At 38.6% G+C, this 20594-nt stretch carries 21 protein-coding genes; 16 read left to right on the top strand and 5 right to left on the bottom strand.

The annotated features are described in order from the left end of the window. Positions 1–2 precede the first annotated feature (2 nt). Complete coding sequence (gene gyrB / locus BM143_RS10145) at positions 3–1937, bottom strand: DNA topoisomerase (ATP-hydrolyzing) subunit B (protein WP_090024362.1); 1935 nt, start codon at positions 1935–1937, stop codon at positions 3–5. Between the two features lie 229 nt (positions 1938–2166). On the opposite strand from gyrB, the gene BM143_RS10140 reads away from it, so the two are divergent. Together BM143_RS10140 and BM143_RS10135 are read left to right on the top strand one after the other, a co-directional pair. Next, on the top strand, positions 2167–3510 hold the full coding sequence (locus tag BM143_RS10140; protein ID WP_090024470.1) for a cytochrome ubiquinol oxidase subunit I: 1344 nt from the start codon (positions 2167–2169) through the stop codon (positions 3508–3510). Beyond that, a complete protein-coding gene (locus tag BM143_RS10135) occupies positions 3507–4511 on the top strand; it encodes a cytochrome d ubiquinol oxidase subunit II (protein ID WP_034726344.1) in 1005 nt (334 codons plus the stop codon). Before BM143_RS10140 ends, BM143_RS10135 begins: the two co-directional genes overlap by 4 nt. Positions 4512–4583: 72 nt before the next feature. On the opposite strand, the gene lysS is transcribed toward BM143_RS10135, so the two are convergent. The 4 genes from lysS to BM143_RS10115 form a co-directional block, all read right to left on the bottom strand. Continuing rightward, positions 4584–6281, bottom strand: a complete 1698-nt coding sequence (gene lysS, locus BM143_RS10130) for a lysine--tRNA ligase (RefSeq protein WP_090024361.1) — start codon at positions 6279–6281, stop codon at positions 4584–4586. 313 nt (positions 6282–6594) lie between these two features. After that, positions 6595–7521, bottom strand: coding sequence for a 23S rRNA (adenine(1618)-N(6))-methyltransferase RlmF (rlmF, locus tag BM143_RS10125; RefSeq protein WP_090024360.1), 927 nt, complete (start codon positions 7519–7521; stop codon positions 6595–6597). Between the two features lie 2 nt (positions 7522–7523). Beyond that, complete coding sequence (locus tag BM143_RS10120; protein WP_090024359.1) at positions 7524–7898, bottom strand: c-type cytochrome; 375 nt, start codon at positions 7896–7898, stop codon at positions 7524–7526. Continuing rightward, complete coding sequence (locus tag BM143_RS10115; RefSeq protein WP_090024358.1) at positions 7898–8122, bottom strand: hypothetical protein; 225 nt, start codon at positions 8120–8122, stop codon at positions 7898–7900. The genes BM143_RS10120 and BM143_RS10115 overlap by 1 nt, the downstream gene beginning before the upstream one ends. A 140-nt stretch (positions 8123–8262) precedes the next feature. On the opposite strand from BM143_RS10115, the gene BM143_RS10110 reads away from it, so the two are divergent. The 14 genes from BM143_RS10110 (at position 8263) to BM143_RS10045 (ending at position 20535) form a co-directional block, all read left to right on the top strand. Beyond that, positions 8263–8907, top strand: coding sequence for a hypothetical protein (locus BM143_RS10110; protein ID WP_090024357.1), 645 nt, complete (start codon positions 8263–8265; stop codon positions 8905–8907). Between the two features lie 250 nt (positions 8908–9157). Next, complete coding sequence (locus BM143_RS10105) at positions 9158–10582, top strand: anthranilate synthase component I family protein (RefSeq protein WP_090024356.1); 1425 nt, start codon at positions 9158–9160, stop codon at positions 10580–10582. A gap of 71 nt (positions 10583–10653) precedes the next feature. Further along, on the top strand, positions 10654–11262 hold the full coding sequence (locus BM143_RS10100) for an anthranilate synthase component II (protein ID WP_090024355.1): 609 nt from the start codon (positions 10654–10656) through the stop codon (positions 11260–11262). 1 nt (position 11263) lies between these two features. After that, on the top strand, positions 11264–11743 hold the full coding sequence (locus BM143_RS10095; protein ID WP_090024354.1) for a hypothetical protein: 480 nt from the start codon (positions 11264–11266) through the stop codon (positions 11741–11743). Between the two features lie 49 nt (positions 11744–11792). Continuing rightward, entirely contained in the window at positions 11793–12782 is a 990-nt protein-coding gene (trpD, locus tag BM143_RS10090) for an anthranilate phosphoribosyltransferase (RefSeq protein WP_090024353.1), read from the top strand. A 95-nt stretch (positions 12783–12877) separates the two neighbouring features. Beyond that, on the top strand, positions 12878–13654 hold the full coding sequence (gene trpC / locus BM143_RS10085; protein WP_090024352.1) for an indole-3-glycerol phosphate synthase TrpC: 777 nt from the start codon (positions 12878–12880) through the stop codon (positions 13652–13654). A 111-nt stretch (positions 13655–13765) separates the two neighbouring features. After that, entirely contained in the window at positions 13766–14461 is a 696-nt protein-coding gene (locus tag BM143_RS10080) for a phosphoribosylanthranilate isomerase (RefSeq protein WP_228430748.1), read from the top strand. Between the two features lie 206 nt (positions 14462–14667). Next, a complete protein-coding gene (gene tnpA / locus BM143_RS10075; RefSeq protein ID WP_090024350.1) occupies positions 14668–15120 on the top strand; it encodes an IS200/IS605 family transposase in 453 nt (150 codons plus the stop codon). 83 nt (positions 15121–15203) lie between these two features. After that, complete coding sequence (locus tag BM143_RS10070; protein WP_034726356.1) at positions 15204–15728, top strand: hypothetical protein; 525 nt, start codon at positions 15204–15206, stop codon at positions 15726–15728. Beyond that, positions 15712–16257 (top strand): hypothetical protein, encoded by a 546-nt coding sequence (locus tag BM143_RS10065; RefSeq protein WP_090024349.1) that lies wholly within the window; start codon positions 15712–15714, stop codon positions 16255–16257. Before BM143_RS10070 ends, BM143_RS10065 begins: the two co-directional genes overlap by 17 nt. Positions 16258–16261: 4 nt before the next feature. Beyond that, entirely contained in the window at positions 16262–17446 is a 1185-nt protein-coding gene (gene trpB, locus BM143_RS10060; protein ID WP_090024348.1) for a tryptophan synthase subunit beta, read from the top strand. 87 nt (positions 17447–17533) lie between these two features. Then, complete coding sequence (gene trpA, locus BM143_RS10055) at positions 17534–18268, top strand: tryptophan synthase subunit alpha (protein WP_090024347.1); 735 nt, start codon at positions 17534–17536, stop codon at positions 18266–18268. 77 nt (positions 18269–18345) lie between these two features. Beyond that, the gene (gene lipB / locus BM143_RS10050) at positions 18346–19074 is read left to right on the top strand and encodes a lipoyl(octanoyl) transferase LipB (protein ID WP_090024346.1); all 729 of its coding nucleotides are present in this window, start codon (positions 18346–18348) and stop codon (positions 19072–19074) included. Between the two features lie 507 nt (positions 19075–19581). Continuing rightward, a complete protein-coding gene (locus BM143_RS10045; RefSeq protein WP_139222020.1) occupies positions 19582–20535 on the top strand; it encodes a protein-glutamine glutaminase in 954 nt (317 codons plus the stop codon). Positions 20536–20594 lie beyond the last annotated feature (59 nt).

Here is a 20594-nt window from a genome sequence, read left to right as displayed (position 1 = left end):
AATTATGCGTCAATCTTAGCATACTTTGCATTTTTCTCGATAAATTCTCTTCTTGGTGGTACCTCATCTCCCATTAACATTGAGAAAATACTATCCGCCTCCACTGCATTATCAATCGTCACCTGCTTTAAGATTCTGTGTTCAGGGTTCAGGGTTGTTTCCCAAAGCTGCTCAGGATTCATTTCCCCAAGACCTTTATAACGCTGAACTTCCACACCCTTTCCGTCCGGAGCCATTTCCAAAGTGAATTCTTCACGCTCTTTCTCGTTGTAGGCATATATCTTTTTGTTTCCTTTCTTTAATAAATATAAAGGCGGCTGAGCAATATAGATATATCCGTTCTCAATAAGTTCCTTCATAAATCTGAAGAAGAAGGTAAGAATCAGGGTAGAGATGTGAGATCCGTCAATATCGGCATCGGTCATGATCACTACTTTATGATATCTCAGCTTAGCCATATTCAGGGCTTTGCTGTCTTCTTCTGTACCTACAGAAACTCCAAGAGCGGTATAGATATTTTTAATTTCCTCGTTGTCATATACTTTATGAAGCATTGATTTTTCAACGTTCAGAATCTTACCTCTTAATGGTAAAATAGCCTGGAAATGTCTGTCTCTACCTTGCTTAGCGGTTCCACCTGCGGAATCTCCCTCTACTAAGAATAGTTCAGATTCTGCCGGATCTTTGGATGAACAATCGGATAATTTCCCCGGAAGCCCTGAACCTCCCATCGGAGATTTTCTCTGAACCATCTCACGGGCTTTCTTCGCTGCCTGTCTTGCTTTTGCGGCTAAAACTACCTTTTGTACGATAATTTTCGCCTCATTTGGGTTTTCTTCAAGGAAGTTGGTCAGCATTTCCCCTACAATTTTATCTACAGCTCCTGAAACTTCAGAGTTCCCTAGTTTCGTTTTGGTCTGTCCTTCAAACTGAGGTTCCATTACTTTTACAGAAATCACAGCAGTCAATCCTTCACGGAAGTCATCACCGGTAATTTCTACTTTTTCTTTCTGAGGAATACCTAAATCATCAGCATATTTCTTCAGTGTTCTTGTCAAAGCACGTCTGAAACCTGCAAGGTGAGTTCCCCCCTCATGGGTATTGATATTGTTTACGTAAGAGTGAAGATTCTCGCTGAATGACGTGTTATAGCGCATCGCCACTTCTACAGGAATATCATCTCTTTCTGCTTCCATGAAGATCACATTCTCCATGATAGACTCTCTGTTTCCGTCGATAAACTCAACAAATTCTTTCAAACCACCTTCCGAATGGAAAACCTCCATCGCGAAAGATCCGTCTTCGTTTTCTGCTCTCTCATCAACAAGTGTGATGGTGATTCCTTTGTTAAGGAAAGCCAATTCACGTAATCTTGTTGCAAGAGTATCGTAGTTGTAAGTAGTTTCCTGAAAGATCGTAGCATCCGGCTGGAAGAAAACTTCTGTTCCTCTCTCAGCAGTAGTTCCTATTTCAGCAACATCTGCAAGGGCTTTTCCCTCTGAATATTTTTGTTGATATAATTTACCGTTAAGGCTTACTGTAGCCACCAATAGTGTAGAAAGTGCATTCACACAAGATACCCCTACTCCGTGAAGACCTCCGGATACTTTGTAAGAATCTTTATCAAATTTTCCACCTGCTCCGATTTTAGTCATGACAACCTCTAGAGCAGATTTTTGTTCTTTTTCGTGAAAATCTACAGGAATCCCTCTACCATTATCTTTTACAGAAATACTTTCTCCTTTGTGGATCGTTACCCAAATGGTATCGCAATACCCTGCCAAAGCCTCGTCAATAGAGTTATCTACTACTTCATAAACCAAATGATGAAGACCTCTTACTCCTACATCTCCAATGTACATTGATGGTCTTAGTCGAACGTGTTCCATACCCTCTAAGGCCTGGATACTGCTAGCTGTATATTGTTTTTGACTCATATAAAATTAATAAATTTTGCCTAATGCAAAGACCTACAAATATCGTGATTTTTTTCGACTTATGAAAGTTAAAATATGTCAAAAAAAGAGTGGAGATTATAATAAAATAGAACCGTGTTTTATCTAAAAAAGTTTAAAGTTATTACCTATTTCTCAAATAGCATCTGTATAAAATCATATTATACATCCGTATTTTATGCTTAAATTTATTTACTCAAAAGTTGATTATATGGATGATTTTATTGCAGCCCGCGCGCAGATGGCTCTCTCGCTGGGCTTTCATATCATTTTCGCCTGTGTGGGAATGGTGATGCCCTTTCTGATGGCCTTCGCTCACTGGAAATACCTTAAGACCAATAATGAAGTATACAAAGGCCTTACAAAAGCCTGGAGCAAGGGAGTTGCGATTCTTTTTGCCACTGGTGCCGTTTCAGGAACCATGCTTTCATTTGAGCTTGGACTTCTGTGGCCGGGATTTATGAAACACGCCGGACCCATCTTCGGAATGCCGTTTTCTCTTGAGGGAACCGCATTTTTTATTGAAGCCATTGCCATCGGATTCTTTTTATATGGCTGGGAAAAATTCAATAAATGGTTCCATTGGTTCTGTGGATTTCTGGTAGGTCTTAGCGGACTGGCTTCCGGTATTCTTGTGGTTGCCGCTAATGCATGGATGAATTCACCGACAGGTTTCGATTATATCAACGGACAGTATTTAAATATAGATCCTATAAAAGCGATGTTTAATGACGCCTGGTTTCCTCAGGCTCTTCATATGACGGTGGCTGCGTTCTGTGCAACCGGATTTGCCGTTGCAGGCGTTCATGCCTTTTTAATTATGAAGAAAAAGAATGTGGAATTCCATACCAAAGCATTCAGGATTGCGGCCGGATTTGCTTTAATCGGAGCATTCGGAGCGCCTTTAAGTGGTGATGTTGCGGCTAAATCTGTTGCTGAAAGACAACCTATAAAACTGGCAGCGATGGAAGCTCACTTTGAAACTGAAAAAGGAGCCCCCTTCATTATCGGCGGAATTCCGGATCAGGAAAAAGGTGAAGTAAAATATGCCATTAAAATTCCAAAAGTATTAAGCTTTTTGGTGAGCAACGATTTCAATCATGAAGTGAAAGGATTAAATGATTTCCCAAGAGACGAGTGGCCTCCGGTAGCTGTTGTTCACTATGCATTCCAGATTATGATCTTTTTCGGGGTGGTCATGATCATTATCGGAAGTATTTACCTGTATGCTTTCTTCTTTAGAAAGGAATGGCTGACTAAAAACTGGCTTTTAAAAACATTCCTGTTCGCTACTCCTTTTGGGTATATTGCCCTTGAAGCAGGATGGACAGTGACCGAAGTAGGAAGACAGCCCTGGATCATTTATGGAATTATGAAAACAGTAGATGCCGTGACTCCAATGCCGGGAATACAGTATTCCTTCTACTTCTTCACCGCTATTTTCGTATCATTATCCCTGATCATTATCTTCCTTTTAAAGAGACAGATCCAGATGGTACCTAAACTTTACGACCCTACAGACGCTCAGTTTAACGATAAAAACAAAAAATCATGATCTACGTAGTAATAGGATTTCTATGGCTTTCTATCTGCCTGTATATCATTCTGGGCGGTGCTGATTTCGGAGCCGGAATTGTAGAGCTTTTTACCCATAAAAAAGCCCGTCACAAAACCCAGGAGATTATGTACGAATCGATCGCACCGGTCTGGGAGGCCAATCATATGTGGCTGATCATTGCGATCGTGATCCTTTTTGTAGGATTTCCTGAGATTTACACTACGATGTCCACCTACCTTCATATCCCTCTGGTTCTGATGCTTTTAGGTATTATTGCAAGGGGAACAGCTTTTACCTTCAGACATTATGATGCGGTGAAAGACAATATGCAGGTTTTATATACGCAGGTTTTCTATTATGCAAGCCTGCTGACTCCGTTTTTCTTAGGACTGATCGCTGCTGCAACGGTTTCACATTCAATCAATCCTGATGCAGTTGGATTTTTAGACTTATATATATTCAGCTGGCTGAACTGGTTCGGTGTTTCCGTAGGTCTTTTTACAGTGGCACTTTGCGCTTATCTGGCTTCTATCTTTTCATTAAGGGAAACCCGTGATAAAATGGATCTTACCCTGATGATCAAAAAATCCAGACAGACGATGGTTTTTGTTGTGGTTACGGGGATGCTGGTATTTTTGACCGCATATATTTCTGATATTCCTCTTGTGATGTGGGTATTTTCAAAACCATTGGGAATCATGGCGATTTCCTTTGCTACTGTGGCTTTAGGATTGATCCTTCGAGCCCTTCACCGGAGAAAGCTGCTTCCTGTACGGGCATTGGCAGGTTTTCAGATGGTGATGATCCTGATTGCAGCGACCTATCAGCACAATCCCGATATCATCCTGCTTGGAAACGGACAGCATCTGTCATTACTGGAACACATGGCTCCGCCAAAAACCATTAATGCTTTGGGTTGGGCACTGATGCTCGGCTCTTTGTTTATCCTTCCGTTTTTGTTTTATCTGATGGCTTCATTCAGTAAGCAGAGAAAGTAAGATCTGAATATAGAGATAAAAAAACCGGTACAGAGTGATTCTGTACCGGTTTTTATTTATTTTAAAGTAAGATTATGCGAGTTTCATTAAAAGAACTTCATCAATCTTTTCTACTTTCACCAAATTATTCTTAGTCAAAGTTTTAGACGCTTTGTCCCATTTTTTACCGGAAAGCTGACTTTGCTGTTTCACATCATTCAAGGCAAGCTGTTCTCCTGATTTCAAAATTTCAAGAATCACCTTTTCATCTTCACCCAATTCAATCTGAGGAACTATTTTTTCCGGTCTCATCTGAGGGAAGAATAATACTTCCTGGATAGATGCATTGTTCGTAAGGAACATGATCAGTCTGTCCATCCCAATTCCCATTCCTGAGGTTGGCGGCATTCCGTATTCCAATGCTCTCAGGAAATCCTCATCAATAAACTGGCCTGCTTCATCATCTCCTTTTTCAGATAATTTTAACTGATCTTCAAAACGTTCTCTCTGGTCAATCGGGTCATTTAATTCAGAATAAGCATTCGCTACTTCTTTTCCACAAACCATAAGCTCAAAACGCTCTGTTAAACCTTCTATGCTTCTGTGCTTCTTTGTTAATGGAGACATTTCCACAGGATAATCTGTAATGAAAGTAGGCTGGATGAAGTTTCCTTCACATTTTTCGCCAAAAATCTCATCAATTAATTTTCCTTTACCCATCGTTTCATTCACATCAATTCCGATAGATTTAGCAAAATCAAATAATTCCTGCTCCGTTTTCCCTGTAATATCGAAACCTGTATATCTTATAATAGCCTCTGTCATAGATACTCTTGCAAAAGGGGCTTTGAAACTGATCTGATGCTCACCAAATTTTGCTTCCGAAGATCCATTAACCTGAGTCGCGCAGAATTCCAGTAATTTTTCAGTAAAATCCATCATCCAGTTGTAGTCTTTATAGGCTACATAGATTTCCATTACGGTAAACTCAGGATTATGCGTTCTATCCATCCCTTCATTTCTGAAGTTTTTTGAGAATTCATATACCCCGTCAAAACCACCTACAATAAGTCTTTTCAGATATAATTCATTAGCAATTCTTAAATATAAAGGAATATCTAAAGAATTATGGTGCGTAATAAACGGTCTCGCAGCTGCTCCTCCCGGAATAGACTGAAGTATGGGTGTTTCCACCTCAAAATATCCTGCCTCATTGAAGAACGTTCTCATGGCATTGTAAAGTTTGGTTCTTTTAACGAAAACCTCCTTTACATTAGGGTTTACCATCAGGTCAACATAACGCTGTCTGTATCTTAATTCCGGATCATTGAATCCGTCATGCACTACTCCGTTTTCGTCAGTTTTAGCCTGCGGTAATGGGCGCAAAGATTTTGTAAGAAGCGTAAAGTTCTTTACTAAAATCGTCATTTCCCCTACCTGAGTCGTGAATAAAGTTCCTTCGATACCGATAATATCTCCGATGTCCAAAAGGTGCTTGTACACTTCATTGTACAGTTCTTTATCATCACCCGGGCAGATCTCGTCTCTGTTGAAATACACCTGAATCTTACCCTTAGAGTCCTGCAATTCAGCAAAAGAAGCCTTCCCCTGAATTCTGCGGGACATCAATCTACCAGCGATCTTCACCTGTTTATTCTCAGAAAAATCCTGTTTTATAGATTCTGTAGTATCTGTAATCGTATACTCCTCCGCTGGGAACGCATTTATTCCCATTTCAGTAAGCTTGTTCAGCTTTTCTCTTCTAATGATTTCTTGTTCTGATAATTGCATTTCTTATTTTTCTAAAAGCGTACAAATTTAGGCATTTTTGGTGATTTGTCAATGATGATTTTTTTAATTGTGAATGCTCAATGGTGAATTTGCTTCGCCGTGAATTTTATTGATGCAGATTATCATTAGAACTGGCAATTAAATGTGAATGGTCAATTGTGAATTGGCTTCGCCGTGAATTTTTTGTATGCATTAGTATTCACTATTGACTTGCACAGCAAAATTGACAATTCACTTTATCATCCTGACAGTAAAACTATTCACCCAGATTATCATTCACCATTGACTTGCACAGCAAAATTGACAATTCACTTTAAAACCAAGCTTTCCTCTCTTTCTGAGGAATAAAAGTCCACGCCAGCATTCTGCTTACTTTTTGTCCCTGAGCCATATCGATAGTTTTAATATCTACTGCTTTAACTTTCTTTAAAAGGGAATTTAGTTTAGGAAGATTATCTTTTTTAGAAACTAAACACGTAAACCAAAGGACCTGTGAGAAATACTGAACACTTTCCTCAATCATTTTTGAGATAAAAGCGATTTCACCGCCTTCACACCACAATTCCGACTGCTGTCCGCCAAAATTAAGCAGAGGCTTTTTAGCCTTTGATTTATTGATATTTTTTGTTTTTCTGAGATTTCCCTTCATGGCAGATTCTTCAGAATCATGGAAAGGAGGATTGCACATAGAAAATGTAAAATGATCACCAGTCTCGATGATATTTTTGAAGATATGATGGGAATCGGGCTGCTGTTTTAAATGGATAACAGATGATAAATCCGGATTGTGATCTAAAATTTGCTGAGCATTGTCTAACGAATCTTTATTGATATCTGTTCCAAGCATTTTCCAACCGTAAGATCTGTGGGCTAGCAAGGGATAAACAAGATTTGCCCCGGTTCCGATATCTAAACCTGAGACAGAAGTCCCGGTCGGGATTTCAGCTTGCTGTTCCGCTAAAAGATCTGCGATATAATGGATGTAGTCGGCACGTCCGGGAATAGGAGGACACAGGTTGGCCTCAGGAATATCCCAGTTTTTAATGTTGTAAAAATGTAAAAGTAATGCCTGATTCAGCAGTTTCACCGCTTTGGGAAGACTAAAATTAATGGTCTTCGTTTCGTAAGCATTAACGAAAACATAGTGTTTCAGTTCTGGCACACAAGAAATAAGCTGATCAAAATCATAGGGATTGCGATGCAGATTTCTTGTGTGCAGACTGGATTTTTCAGTAGTCATATTTATTTTTTCTGACTCAAAATATATTCTACCATTTTTTTAGCATCTTCTTTAGATACCTGTGGATGAGGAGCCATAGGAACACCTCCCCAAACTCCGCTTCCGCCTTCTATGATCTTCGAGGCCAGCATTTCAATATCTTTATCCGAATATTTTTCTGCGATCTCTTTGTAAGAAGGTCCTATCATTCTCTCATTCACGGCATGGCATCCTGAGCAGTCTAATGTTTCGATGATCTGATCACCTGAAAGATTAGTCTTTACCGGCTCTGAAACAGCGGATGTCTCAGAGGGTACACCTTGTGCCTCCGTATTTTCTTTTTTAGAACAGGATAGGATCAAAAATCCCAACGCTCCTGCCAAAAGGAGTTTTTTCATTATTTTTTTGCTGCAGTAGAATCTGTTTTAGCTGCTTCAGGAGTAGCCGGTGCAGGGATTGCAGCTGCAGCAGGAGCCGCTTTCTTAGCTGTAGAGTCTACTACTGTTGTAGTTTCAGGCTCTTCAAGCATTGTGTTGCTGTCCTGTAATGTATGGTCTGGTTTTTTAGAGCAGTTTACCACTAATAAACTTCCGATAAATGCAATTGCTAATACTTTTCTCATTATTTTTTCTAATAAAATTTAGACAAAAATATAAAAAATAAGCGTTTAAATTCATGACAAATGTTCGCGTTACCAATATTTCTCCGGAAAATTAATGTTTAGATAATGATTATTTGTGCCGATAGTTTTAAATTTAAGCTATGATTTTCATCTCCAAAATTATGTTTTTCACCAGTCATCATGGTTTTTATACTGTGATTATTCTCCTGGCATTCTTTGGTCTGCTTTCTTTTGTGACTAAAAAGGCCTGGTTTCTTGCACCTATTATTCCTTTAGCTATATTGAATGGTGTTGCCGGACAATATCTGAATGCATGGTTTCTCAATAAATACGGCGTTGAGAGTACAGCCATCATCACCTCGGATGTAGAAACCAATTCCACGTTGAATGATATGTATATCCATGATTACGAAGCGATTGTCAAAAAGCAGAACGGAAAATTCACCTCAACCTTCTTTTCTACGACCAGTGCCACGATCTACCCTATTGAAAATGCCATCAGGATTCCGGCGATGGGCCAATATTTCCCTGTAAAATATATCCCGGGGTACGAGAAAAACATCGTGATTCTTTATAATCAATCTGAAGAAGGAAGCAATAGGCTGAAGTATGAAAAATTGGCCCCGATAGAATCAGCCAAGATTAAATATCAGGCGGACAAAACAAATAAGGAATTCATTAAAGAATATATTTCCGCCCTCGAAGATTATGTAAAAAGCTATGGCAGTGAAGAATACAAAGCGAAAATCGAGGAATTAAAAACAGAGCTGAAGCAGCTTAAATAAAGGATTTCTATTTTAAGTTTTTTAATTTTCGGACTTTTTCTTGTTTTTGTATTAAAAAAATTTCTACATTTGTCCCATGTTTAATATGAGCAACAATATTTGGTGGTGGCTTTCAAACTCTTCGTCGGGTCTGGAGGTATTGTCATGTTGCTAATGGTTTAGCAGAATAATTAAAATACACAATATATAGGCTTTGACGGATTCCGTTAAAGCCTTTTTTTATTTCACTCAAAACAAAAATACACGTCACATGACTACTCAAAAAATTAAAATAAAAACCGATTCAAAGAAAACACTAGGAGATCTTTATACTCCGATGAATATCTATCTGCAGATCAGAGACCGGTTCAGGGATACGATTCTTTTGGAAAGTTCAGACTCCAAGAATATTGACAATAACTTTTCCTTTATTGCTGTGAATGCTGTGGCTGGAATTGAAGTGAAAAACCTGACTGAATTTGAAATCAAACTTCCGGGTTCAGATCCTGTCAAACAGTTGATCGGAGACAGAAATATCACCGACATCTTTGAGGAGTTTCAAAGTACTTTCGAATGTGAAACCACGCACGATCCTATTGAACAGACCGCTCAGAGTCTTTTTGGATACACCAGTTTTGAAGCGGTACAGTTCTTTGAAGATATCCATTTGAAGCCACAGAGTCCGGAAGTGGAAATTCCGATTCTACGTTACAGACTCTATCAATATGTCATTGCGATCAACCACTACAATGATGAGATGCACATTATTGAAAATCAGATTCCGGGTTTAAAATCTGAACTTTATCTGCTTGAAAATCTGATCAGAAACCAGAATACTCCGGTCTACCCTTTCGAAAAAGTAGAAAACGAAACTTCTAACCTTACCGATGAAGAATATATCGAACTGGTAAAAACAGCTCAGAAACACTGTATGAGAGGGGATGTTTTCCAATTGGTGTTAAGCAGAAGGTTTGAACAGAAATTCAAAGGGGACGAATTCAATGTGTACCGTGCCCTTAGAAATATCAACCCTTCTCCTTATCTTTTCTTTTTTGATTACGGAAATTATAAATTATTCGGTTCAAGCCCTGAAAGTCAACTGATTATTAAGGACAACAAAGCCATCATCCACCCTATTGCAGGAACTTTTAAAAGAACAGGACATCTGGAAACGGATCTGCAGTCCATTGAGGCTTTGAAAAACGATCCTAAGGAAAATGCAGAGCACACCATGCTGGTAGACCTTGCCAGAAACGATCTTGGAAAACTGGGCAAAAACGTAACTGTTACGAAACTTAAGGAGATCCAGCTTTTCTCCCATGTCATCCATATGGTAAGCGAAGTGACGGCTGATCTTCCGGAAAATATTAATCCGCTTGACATGGTTTCCGCTACCTTTCCACAGGGAACTCTAAGCGGTGCACCAAAACATAAAGCCCTTCAGCTAATCGATCAATACGAAAAAGACTCCCGAGGTTATTACGGAGGATGTATCGGGATGATCGGGTTAAACGGAACCTGCAATCAGGCGATTATGATCCGTACTTTTTTAAGCAGAAACAACACCCTTTATTATCAGGCCGGAGCTGGACTGGTGGCAAAATCTGTCCCTGAAAATGAACTGCAGGAAGTAAACAATAAATTAAACGCATTGAAAAAAGCGGTAGACAAAGCCGGAAAAATAGTGATGAGTTAAAAGTGATGAGTGATAAGTCAACAATAACCAACAACTAGCAAACCTACCCAATCCATTAAAAAAACAAAAAAATGAGCAACAATATAAACCAACCGGAAACTCCTACTCAACTTAAAGTTCTGGTTTTTGATAACTACGACAGCTTTACGTACAACCTTGTTCAGATCATTGAACGAATTTTGGATCAGAAAGTAGATGTCGTAAGAAACGATCAGATCACACTGGAAGAGATCGGAAAATATGATAAAATTATCCTGTCTCCAGGCCCTGGAATTCCTGAGGAAGCCGGAATATTACTGGATCTGATTAAAGAATATGCTCCTACTAAAAGTATTCTGGGTGTATGTCTTGGTCAACAGGCTATTGCAGAAGCTTTCGGAGGAAGTCTGATTAATCTTTCAGAAATTTTCCACGGGGTAGCCACTTCTGCAGAACTGGTTAAAGAAAATACCAAAATTTTCAAAAACCTGGCTTCAGGAATGGAAGTGGGAAGATACCACAGCTGGGCAGTCAATCCGGAAGGTTTCCCGGAAGAGCTTGAAATCACAGCTGTAGATAAGGACGGAATGATCATGGCTCTGCAGCATAAAACGTATGATGTACATGGCGTGCAGTTCCACCCGGAGAGCATTTTAACTCCGGATGGAGAAGTGATTATCCGAAATTTTTTACTGAACTGAGATGACCAGGCAAGACTTTGAACGGTTTCTTACCCAAAAAGAAACGTATGCTCAAAACAACAGAACCCAAAGTTCTGATGAAGAAGTTCTTCAGATTTACGCTTACATTCTGGAACATGAAAATAAAGACAGCGACTGGTGGAACGAAGATCATGGCACCACAGATATTATGTACATGATCAAAAACGGAAGCCAGAATATTTTAGAAAGAATAAAAGAAGATATTCCCCACTGGACCGGCTTTCAGACAGAATTATTCGCTCAGACCTTAATTTCAAATGATCTCCGCGATTTCAGAGTAAACGAGAGGTTACAGTTTTATCTTGAATTATTTGAAACACCTAAATCTGATTGTGATTTGTACAATATTTTTCATGATCATGCTTATCTGGATTTAGAATTTGCTGATCACGAACTTTTAATAAAACTTGCCAAGAATTTAAATTACAGCTCTGTAGAAGAATTAATGAAACCGCGTTAAAAAATATACAATGACATCTCTATCCTCAACGACCATAAAAACTCCACAAATGAAAGAAATACTACAATACCTGTTCAATCATCATACTTTGTCTAAATCTGAGGCGAAGGCAACCATGATTGAGATTGCTCAGAATAAATTTAATTCGGCAGAAGTGACCGCCTTTATCAGTGTTTTTCTGATGCGGAACATTACCCTAAAAGAACTGGAAGGTTTCAGAGAAGCTCTTTTGCAGATGGCCGTCCCTGTACATCTTGACCATCATGATACAATGGATATTGTAGGAACCGGAGGCGATGGTAAAAACACCATCAATATATCAACACTGGCAAGCTTTGTTGTGGCCGGAACAGGGCAGAAAGTGGCCAAACACGGAAATTATGGGGCATCTGCTACTACCGGATCATCCAATGTCATGGAAGAGCTTGGCTATCAGTTCAAAAACAATTCAGACGAGTTAAATAAAGATCTTGATAAGGCCAATATCTGTTTCCTGCACGCTCCGTATTTTCATCCTGCCCTTCAGTCTGTAGGTGCTTTGAGAAAAGCGTTGGGACTGAGAACATTTTTCAATCTTCTGGGCCCATTAGTTAACCCTGCAAAGCCGAAATATTCCGTGATTGGTGTTTACAATCTTGAAATAGCAAGAATTTACCAATACCTTCTGCAGAAAGAAGAACGTGAATTTATCCTTGTCCACGGATTGGATGGTTATGACGAAATAAGTCTTACTCAGGACAGTAAAATTATCACGAAAAGCGGAGAAGAGATTTACTCCGCGGAAGATCTGGGATTTGAGTCCGTAAGCCCGGAAAGTATTCTGGCTGGTGAAACACCTCAGGAATCTGCAAAAATATTCAGAAATATTCTGGAAGGAAACGGTTCAATACAACAAAACTCTGTAGTACTTGCCAATGCATCCACTGCCCTCTTCCACACTCAGAAATTCGGAACTTATGAAGACTGTCTCTTAATGGCTAAAGAAAGTCTGGAAAGCGGAAAAGCGTTGAGAAGCCTTGAATTATTGGTGAATGGATAACCAGTTGCTGGTTGTCAGTTGATAGTAAAAACTTTAAACTATACTCCTGCACATCTAACTTCTAAAATCTAATTTCTAACTTCTAGTTAAAAAAAATGACAATACTCGATACAATTATTGCAAGAAAAAAAGAAGAAATTGCAGTTTCAAAAGCTGGAATCTCCATTGATCAACTGAAGAATTCTGAATTTTTTGGAAGAAAAACTTTTTCTCTGAAAGAATCTGTAAAAAACAAAAGCGGAATTATTGCTGAATTTAAAAGAAAATCTCCATCAAAAGGAATCATCAATGATCAGGTTCAGCCTCTGGAAGTAGCTTCTGCATATGAAAGTTTTGGAGCATCCGGAATCTCAATTCTTACCGACAAGGACTTTTTTGGAGGAAGTTTTGATGATATTCTGAATGTAAGAAAACACATCAAAATCCCTATTCTCAGAAAGGATTTTATGGTGGATGAATACCAGTTTTATGAAGCCAAAAGCATGGGAGCTGATGCGGTTTTATTGATTGCGGCGTGTCTTTCACCAAGCCAAGTTCAGGAGTTCACTGAATTAGCACACGAACTGAATCTGGAGGTTTTATTGGAAATCCATACGGAGGAAGAATTGGGACATTTTAATGCTAACATTGATCTCGTGGGGATTAATAACAGAAATTTAAAAGACTTTAAAGTGGATCTTCAGCATTCGGTACAGTTAAAAGACCAGCTTCCGAAAGATGTGCTATCTGTCGCTGAAAGTGGCATTTATAATCTTGAAGATTTTAAATATTTAAAGGAAAAAGGATTCGACGGTTTTCTGATGGGAGAGTATTTTATGAAGAATGAAGATCCGGCGAAAGCGTTTGAAGAGTTTACTTTGGCGATTGGATGATGTGATGATTTGATGATTTGAAGATGTGATAATATGGTGATGTGATGATGTGGTGATGTGGTGATGTGGTGATGTGTAAACGGAATGAATTAACTGCGAAATAAGAACTTTATGAATTTTATGAGCCTGAAAGCTGAAACTAACAACCTTCTTCCTCAACTCAAAGTCTGTGGTTTAACAAAGCCAGACCAGATTCAGGAGTTGATTTCCATGAAAGCAGATTTTCTTGGCTTTATTTTCTATGAAAAATCGCCGAGATATGTTCTGAATTATTTGAAACCGGAAGATATTGCTAAAATTAATCATCAGGGGAAAACGGGCGTTTTTGTGAATGAAGAAACTGACAGAATTGTTCAAATTGCAGAACAGGCAGGACTAAACCTGATTCAGCTGCACGGGGATGAAAGTGAAGATTTTATTATTGAATTAAGACAAAAACTGGAGCCGGATGTTAAAATCATAAAGGTGATCAGAATTGGGAATAATGATCAGGAAACCAGAAAAAAAATAGAAAACACGATCAATTCTCATCTTTCTATTGTCGATTATTTTCTTTTCGATACAGATGGGAAAGCATTCGGAGGAACCGGAAAACAGTTCGATTGGACCTTATTAAATGAATTAGAGATTCCGCTCCCTTATCTTCTGAGCGGTGGAATTTCAGAAGAAAACATTGAAGATATCAACCTTTTAAACCAAAAACCATTTGCTATTGATATCAACTCAAAATTTGAAATAGAACCGGGAAATAAAGACCTGGAAAAAATAAAAAAATTATATCAAAAGAGTCCCAAAGGGACGATTTAACAAAAAATCGGATACAGTCCGATTAATGAAACACAGAAAAAAATAAAAATTATATCAAAAGAGTCCCAAAGGGACGATTTAACAAAAGATCGGATACAGTCCGATTAATAAAAACAGAAAAAATAAAAATTATACCGAAAGAGTCCCAAAGGGACGATTTAACAAAAAATCGGATACAGTCCGATTAACAAAAAACACAAAATAAAATGCCCCAGTCCCTAGTAAAAAACTACATCCACATTGTTTTCAGTACCAAGTACCGGCAGGATCTCATTGATGAAGAAATAGAAAAAGAGTTGTTTTCTTATATTGCCGTATTGTGTAAGGATTTTGAAAGCCCGGCACTGCAGATAGGTGGAAGTGATGATCATATCCATATTTTATGTCTTCTTTCTCGGAAAATACCGTTGATGAAGCTGGTTCAGGAAATTAAGGCCCATTCTTCAAAATGGATAAAGACTAAAGGGCCACAATATGAAAACTTCTTCTGGCAGGATGGATATGGAGCTTTTTCGGTTTGCAGAGATGAAGTGAACAGGGTCATTAAATACATCAAAAACCAGCGGGTACATCATCAGAAACAGAAATTCAAGGATGAAGTGATTGAAATGCTGGAAAAACATCATGTTGATTATGATGAAAAATACGTTTGGGATTAAATGCAATGATAGAAGTAAAGGACTTCATCCTTTACGACAGTTAAATCGTCCCTTCGGGACTCTCTAAAAAAATACACACCAAGATGATGAACATACATCAGTTAAAAAAAACATTTTATAAAACCTTATTTCCGCCAAAATTCGGGAATAAAAAAATCCAGTCTCTGTATAATTTTGTTTCTCAAAATGACAGTGATACGGAATATTGGACGATAGACGGGCAGCTGCAGGAATTCATAGGCATTATCAAAAGCTTTGATGAGAGTGATATCCAGTATTTCTTTGAAAGAATCAGCCTTTGGAACAGCTATTATCTGGTTATTATTTCTGATAAATTTTTAGACAGCCATGTCAAGGCGAATATTAAATATGACCTCGGAAAGATTTATGCAAAGATTTTTTTGCTTTATGAAGATTCCGATCCATATTTTTTAATTGACAATCTGGAAATTGCGGTCACGATGTATGAATCTAAAATAGATACGGCGACATTAATAGACCTCACCAGCAAAATTGAATTTATGCATCATAAAAAACTGATCACAAGACAGCAACGAAATCACAACATCCATTTTATCAACAGCTTAACTGATGAATTATCAAATTAAAAAACCAAACGAACTGACGGATCATGAGATAGGATTTATTCTGAAACTTTGGGAAGTCCCCGAGTGGAGCGAGATGACCCCTTCAGACTTTCGCAGGTCCTTTAAAGATTCGGAATTTCATTTGCTCTTGGGCCCTGAAGAAGAGATACTTTCGGTTATTCGGCTTAATTTTGATTTTGTGCTGGAGATCTCCGGAAAACAATATGCCTTTGCGGAGGCGGTTGGTTTGGTTTCTGCTCAGGAGAAAAAGGGATACGGATCGCATTTGGTCCGGTATTTTACAGAGAATGTCATTCAGAGAAATCTTGAAAGTATAGGATTCTGTTTTACAGATCTGCGACCGTTTTACCATCTCTGTGATATTGAAATTTTGGAAGATAAAGCCAAAGCCATCCTTGAAAATGATGAAACCGGATGGATCAGCTCTGAAGATGATGATATTTTAATTTTTAATACTTCCAAAGAAATAAAAGAGCTGCTCAGACAGCTTGGCCCGGAAAACAATGCTTATTTAATCACTAAAGAATAATACAATGAATTATAAAAACCCTGATGAACACGGATATTATGGTGAATTCGGAGGCGCTTTCATCCCTGAAATGCTTTACCCGAATGTAGAGGAACTGCAGAAAAATTATCTTGAGATCATAGAATCCGAGGAATTTCAGAATGAGTATCAGGACCTGCTTAAAAACTATGTGGGACGTGCTACACCACTCTATTTCGCTAAGAATTTAAGCCAGAAATACAATACTCAGATCTATTTAAAAAGAGAAGATCTCAACCATACCGGAGCCCATAAAATCAACAATGCCCTGGGACAGGTTCTTTTAGCAAAACGTTTGGGCAAAACCAGAATTATTGCTGAAACCGGTGCCGGACAACATGGCGTGGCTACCGCTACTGCCTGTGCTCTACTGGGTCTGGAATGTATCGTCTATATGGGTGAAATCGACATCCAGCGACAGGCTCCGAATGTGGCAAGAATGAAAATGCTGGGGGCAGAAGTCATCCCTGCAACTTCAGGTTCAAAAACATTAAAAGACGCAGTGAATGAAGCCCTCAGAGACTGGATCAATAATCCTGTGACCACCCATTACGTAATCGGAAGCGTGGTAGGCCCTCATCCGTTTCCTGATTTGGTGGCCAGATTTCAAAGTATTATTTCAAAAGAGATCAGAGAGCAACTGAAGGAGAAAATAGGAAGGGAAAATCCTGATTATGTGATTGCCTGTGTAGGAGGAGGAAGTAATGCAGCGGGAACTTTCTATCATTTTGTGGAAGAAAAAGAGGTGAAGATCATTGCTGCGGAAGCTGGTGGATTAGGCGTTGATTCCGGAAAATCAGCTGCGACTACTTTCCTGGGAACATTAGGTGTTCTTCATGGAAGCAAAAGTCTTGTGATGCAAACCGGAGACGGACAGGTTATTGAACCCCACTCGATCTCTGCAGGACTAGATTATCCGGGAATAGGACCTTTTCATGCTCATTTATTTAAAGAAAAACGTGCTGAATTTTTCAGCATCAATGATGAGGAAGCCTTACAGTCTGCTTTTGAACTGACAAAACTGGAAGGAATTATCCCGGCGCTGGAAAGTTCTCATGCCCTTGCCGTTTTGGATAAAAAGAAATTTAATGAAAATGATATTATCGTGATCTGCCTGAGCGGACGTGGAGATAAGGATATGGAAACGTATTTAAGAGAAATTAGAAGCTAGAGATTAGAAATTAGTCTTTTGACAACCTCAATTTATAATTCCCCTTCTAACTTCTAATCTCTAATTTCTAACATCTATATTATAACAATGAAAAAACTAAACATATACTTCACAGCAGGAATTCCGCAACTGGAAGATACCGCTGATATTATACAACTGATCCAGCAGTCCGGAGCGGATATGATGGAAATCGGGATGCCTTATTCGGATCCGGTGGCAGATGGTCCGGTGATCCAGCAGGCTCATGAGCAGGCTCTAAAAAACGGAATGACCATTGAAAAACTGTTTTCTCAACTAAAAACGGTCAAAGACAAAGTACAAATCCCCATTATTCTGATGGGCTACATCAACCCGGTTTTGAGTTTCGGTTTTGAAGAATTCTGCAAAGAATGTTCGGAAAGCGGAGTTTCGGGGCTTATCATTCCTGATCTTCCTCCGATTGAATTTGAAAACAATTATCAGCAGATCTTAAAAAAGTATAACCTTAATTTTACGTTTCTGGTAACTCCTGAAACTTCCGACGAGAGAATTCTGTATTTAGATTCCTTAAGTTCCGGGTTTCTGTATGCGGTAAGTTCATCATCAACCACCGGAAATGACAATGCGGTTCTGAAAAATGAAAACTATTTGTCAAGACTGGCTTCCCTTCCGATTAAGAACCCCGTGATGATTGGTTTCGGGATTAAATCTAAAGAAGACTTTGAAAATGTCACTGAAAAAGCAGACGGTGGAATTATCGGAACGGCCTTTGTGCATACGCTCTTGAATCATAAAGACTGGAAGAATGCTGCCATAGATTTTATCCATTCTATAAAAGGTTAAAATTCACTAAATTTGTATGTCAGAAAAATGGCAGGACGTCACAACTCCATGGTCATTAAGAAAACAGACAGCAACGTATGAATACAAATCAAAATAAATCAGTAGAATTTGAAGATCTTGGTGTAAAAGAATATCAGCCCGCCTGGGATTATCAGGAGAGTCTGATGAAAAATATCATTGATACCAAAATTAAAAACCGTGATTTACCGGCAGAAGAGCACATAACGACACCCAACCATTTCTTATTGGTAGAACATCCTCATGTGTACACTTTGGGAAAAAGCGGTCATGAAGAAAATATGCTTGCCGGAATCGACAAACTGAAAGAAATTGATGCTACTTTCGTGAAAGTGAATCGTGGTGGAGATATTACTTATCATGGTTTCGGACAGATTGTTGGCTACCCTATTCTCGATCTTGAAAACTTCTTTACGGATATTCATCTGTATATGAGAAATCTGGAAGAAGTGATCATCAGGGCCATTGCTGAATTTGGACTCAAAGGGGAACGTTCACCTGGCGAAACCGGAGTTTGGCTGGATGTGGGAAAACCTTATGCCAGAAAAATCTGCGCAATGGGTGTAAAAGCATCTCGATGGGTAACACTTCATGGTTTTGCTTTAAATGTCAATACTGATATGCGTTATTTTGAATACATTGTTCCTTGTGGAATCAAAGATAAGCAGGTAACTTCTGTAAAAAGAGAGCTTGAAAGAGATCTGACTACTGAGGAAGTGGAAGATCTGAAAGCTAAGATCAGAAAACATTTTGCAGATGTTTTCGGCGCTGAGCTTGTAAACAAATAATATTCTTCGCAATAACAATAAAAACCGGCCGTAGTTCTACAGTCGGTTTTCTTTTTATATTTTAATAAGTTGTCATTATACAGAATGCTTTTTTTCTTTAACGCAAAGTTTGACTTTAATACTGCTTATTGTAAGCCAATCAATTGCATTGATTCTGCTAAGCGGGCAGGTTAACTATATGATTCATTAGTAACTTTTTTACCTTTTTACATCTCTAAAACACACGTCTCGTCATTCTCTGCTTTCAATTTAGGTTTTACGACTATCGAAAATTTACTTACATATTAATGTTAAAAACCTATTCCAACACCCTAAAATACAGGTTTAGTTCAAGCATATGTTAAAATAATTAACATTTTATTGGAAAATAATTTGTCAGTATACTATTTTTGTCTACTTTTAATATCACATTAAAGTGAACTATTTTTTTTATTATTCACCAAAAAACGACACACACCAAAACTTAGATCAATACATTTTATTACTAACCACCAAACTATGAAAATTATGAGAAAATTTCTGTTATCAATGATGGTATTCGTGGCAGCCTTGTCATTCAATGCCTGTAACGACTCTAACGCAGAACAGCAAATGAGTCAGAACGAAACGAGCAATAAGCCTTTAACAGCTCTTGGAAAAACGATTCCTGTAGGAATTGAAGATGAAAACGGTACCCTGAAAGTATCTTTCATCGTTACAGCTCAGTTCTATACCATTACGCCTACAAAGGAGAATGAAGCGTACATCAGCCTGATCAGAGACGCGGTAAAAAACGAATCTCCAATCCAGGTTTTCATCAAGCCAAACACGCATGAAATTGCGAAAGTAGAAAAAGGAAGCGAAGAAGATGTTCGTTTCTTCAAATCTGCTTATACAAAAGAGGCTAAGAGCGAGGCCAACAAATTAACCAGCGTTCTTCCCAATGTAGCTACATTGAACAGCATGTTTGCCCTGATCAAAAATCAGGCGTGCGGTACTTCTACAGCATCTTCGCCATGTATTACCTTCAGATATCCTGTAGACGGATGCTATGCAAGAGCTCACAAAATGAGACAAATCCTGATCAACAACGGCTACGATTGCGAAAAGCAGTTTGTATACGGAAACTTAAAAGCATCTACCGGTACCTGCTGCGTTGCATGGAGTTATCACGTTGCCATTCTGGTAAGCTATAAAAATGCATCCGGCGTTACTGAAAAAAGAATCATAGATCCTTCCCTGTTCCCTAGCGGACCTGTAACGGATACAGCATGGAGAAACGCCTGTATCAACACGACATGTGGATCTGCTTCAGTATCTTCTTACGCTAATACTGCAGGAAATGTGTACTACAGAAGCCCTTCCAATTCTTACCTGTATGACAATAACTTAGTGAACACGAATTGTGTACTGACGATATTCTCATCACTTTCAGGATGTTCTCCATCTCCGGCTCCAAATGTTGGAAGCTGTGGATTTTAATTAACTTATACAGCTTCTGCAGTTTTAATAATTTAATTGCAGGAGCTGTTTACTAAATA

This window comes from Chryseobacterium oleae, assembly GCF_900115055.1.
Taxonomy (GTDB): Bacteria; Bacteroidota; Bacteroidia; order Flavobacteriales; family Weeksellaceae; genus Chryseobacterium; species Chryseobacterium oleae.
This window is presented reverse-complemented; position numbering and strand designations above follow the sequence as displayed.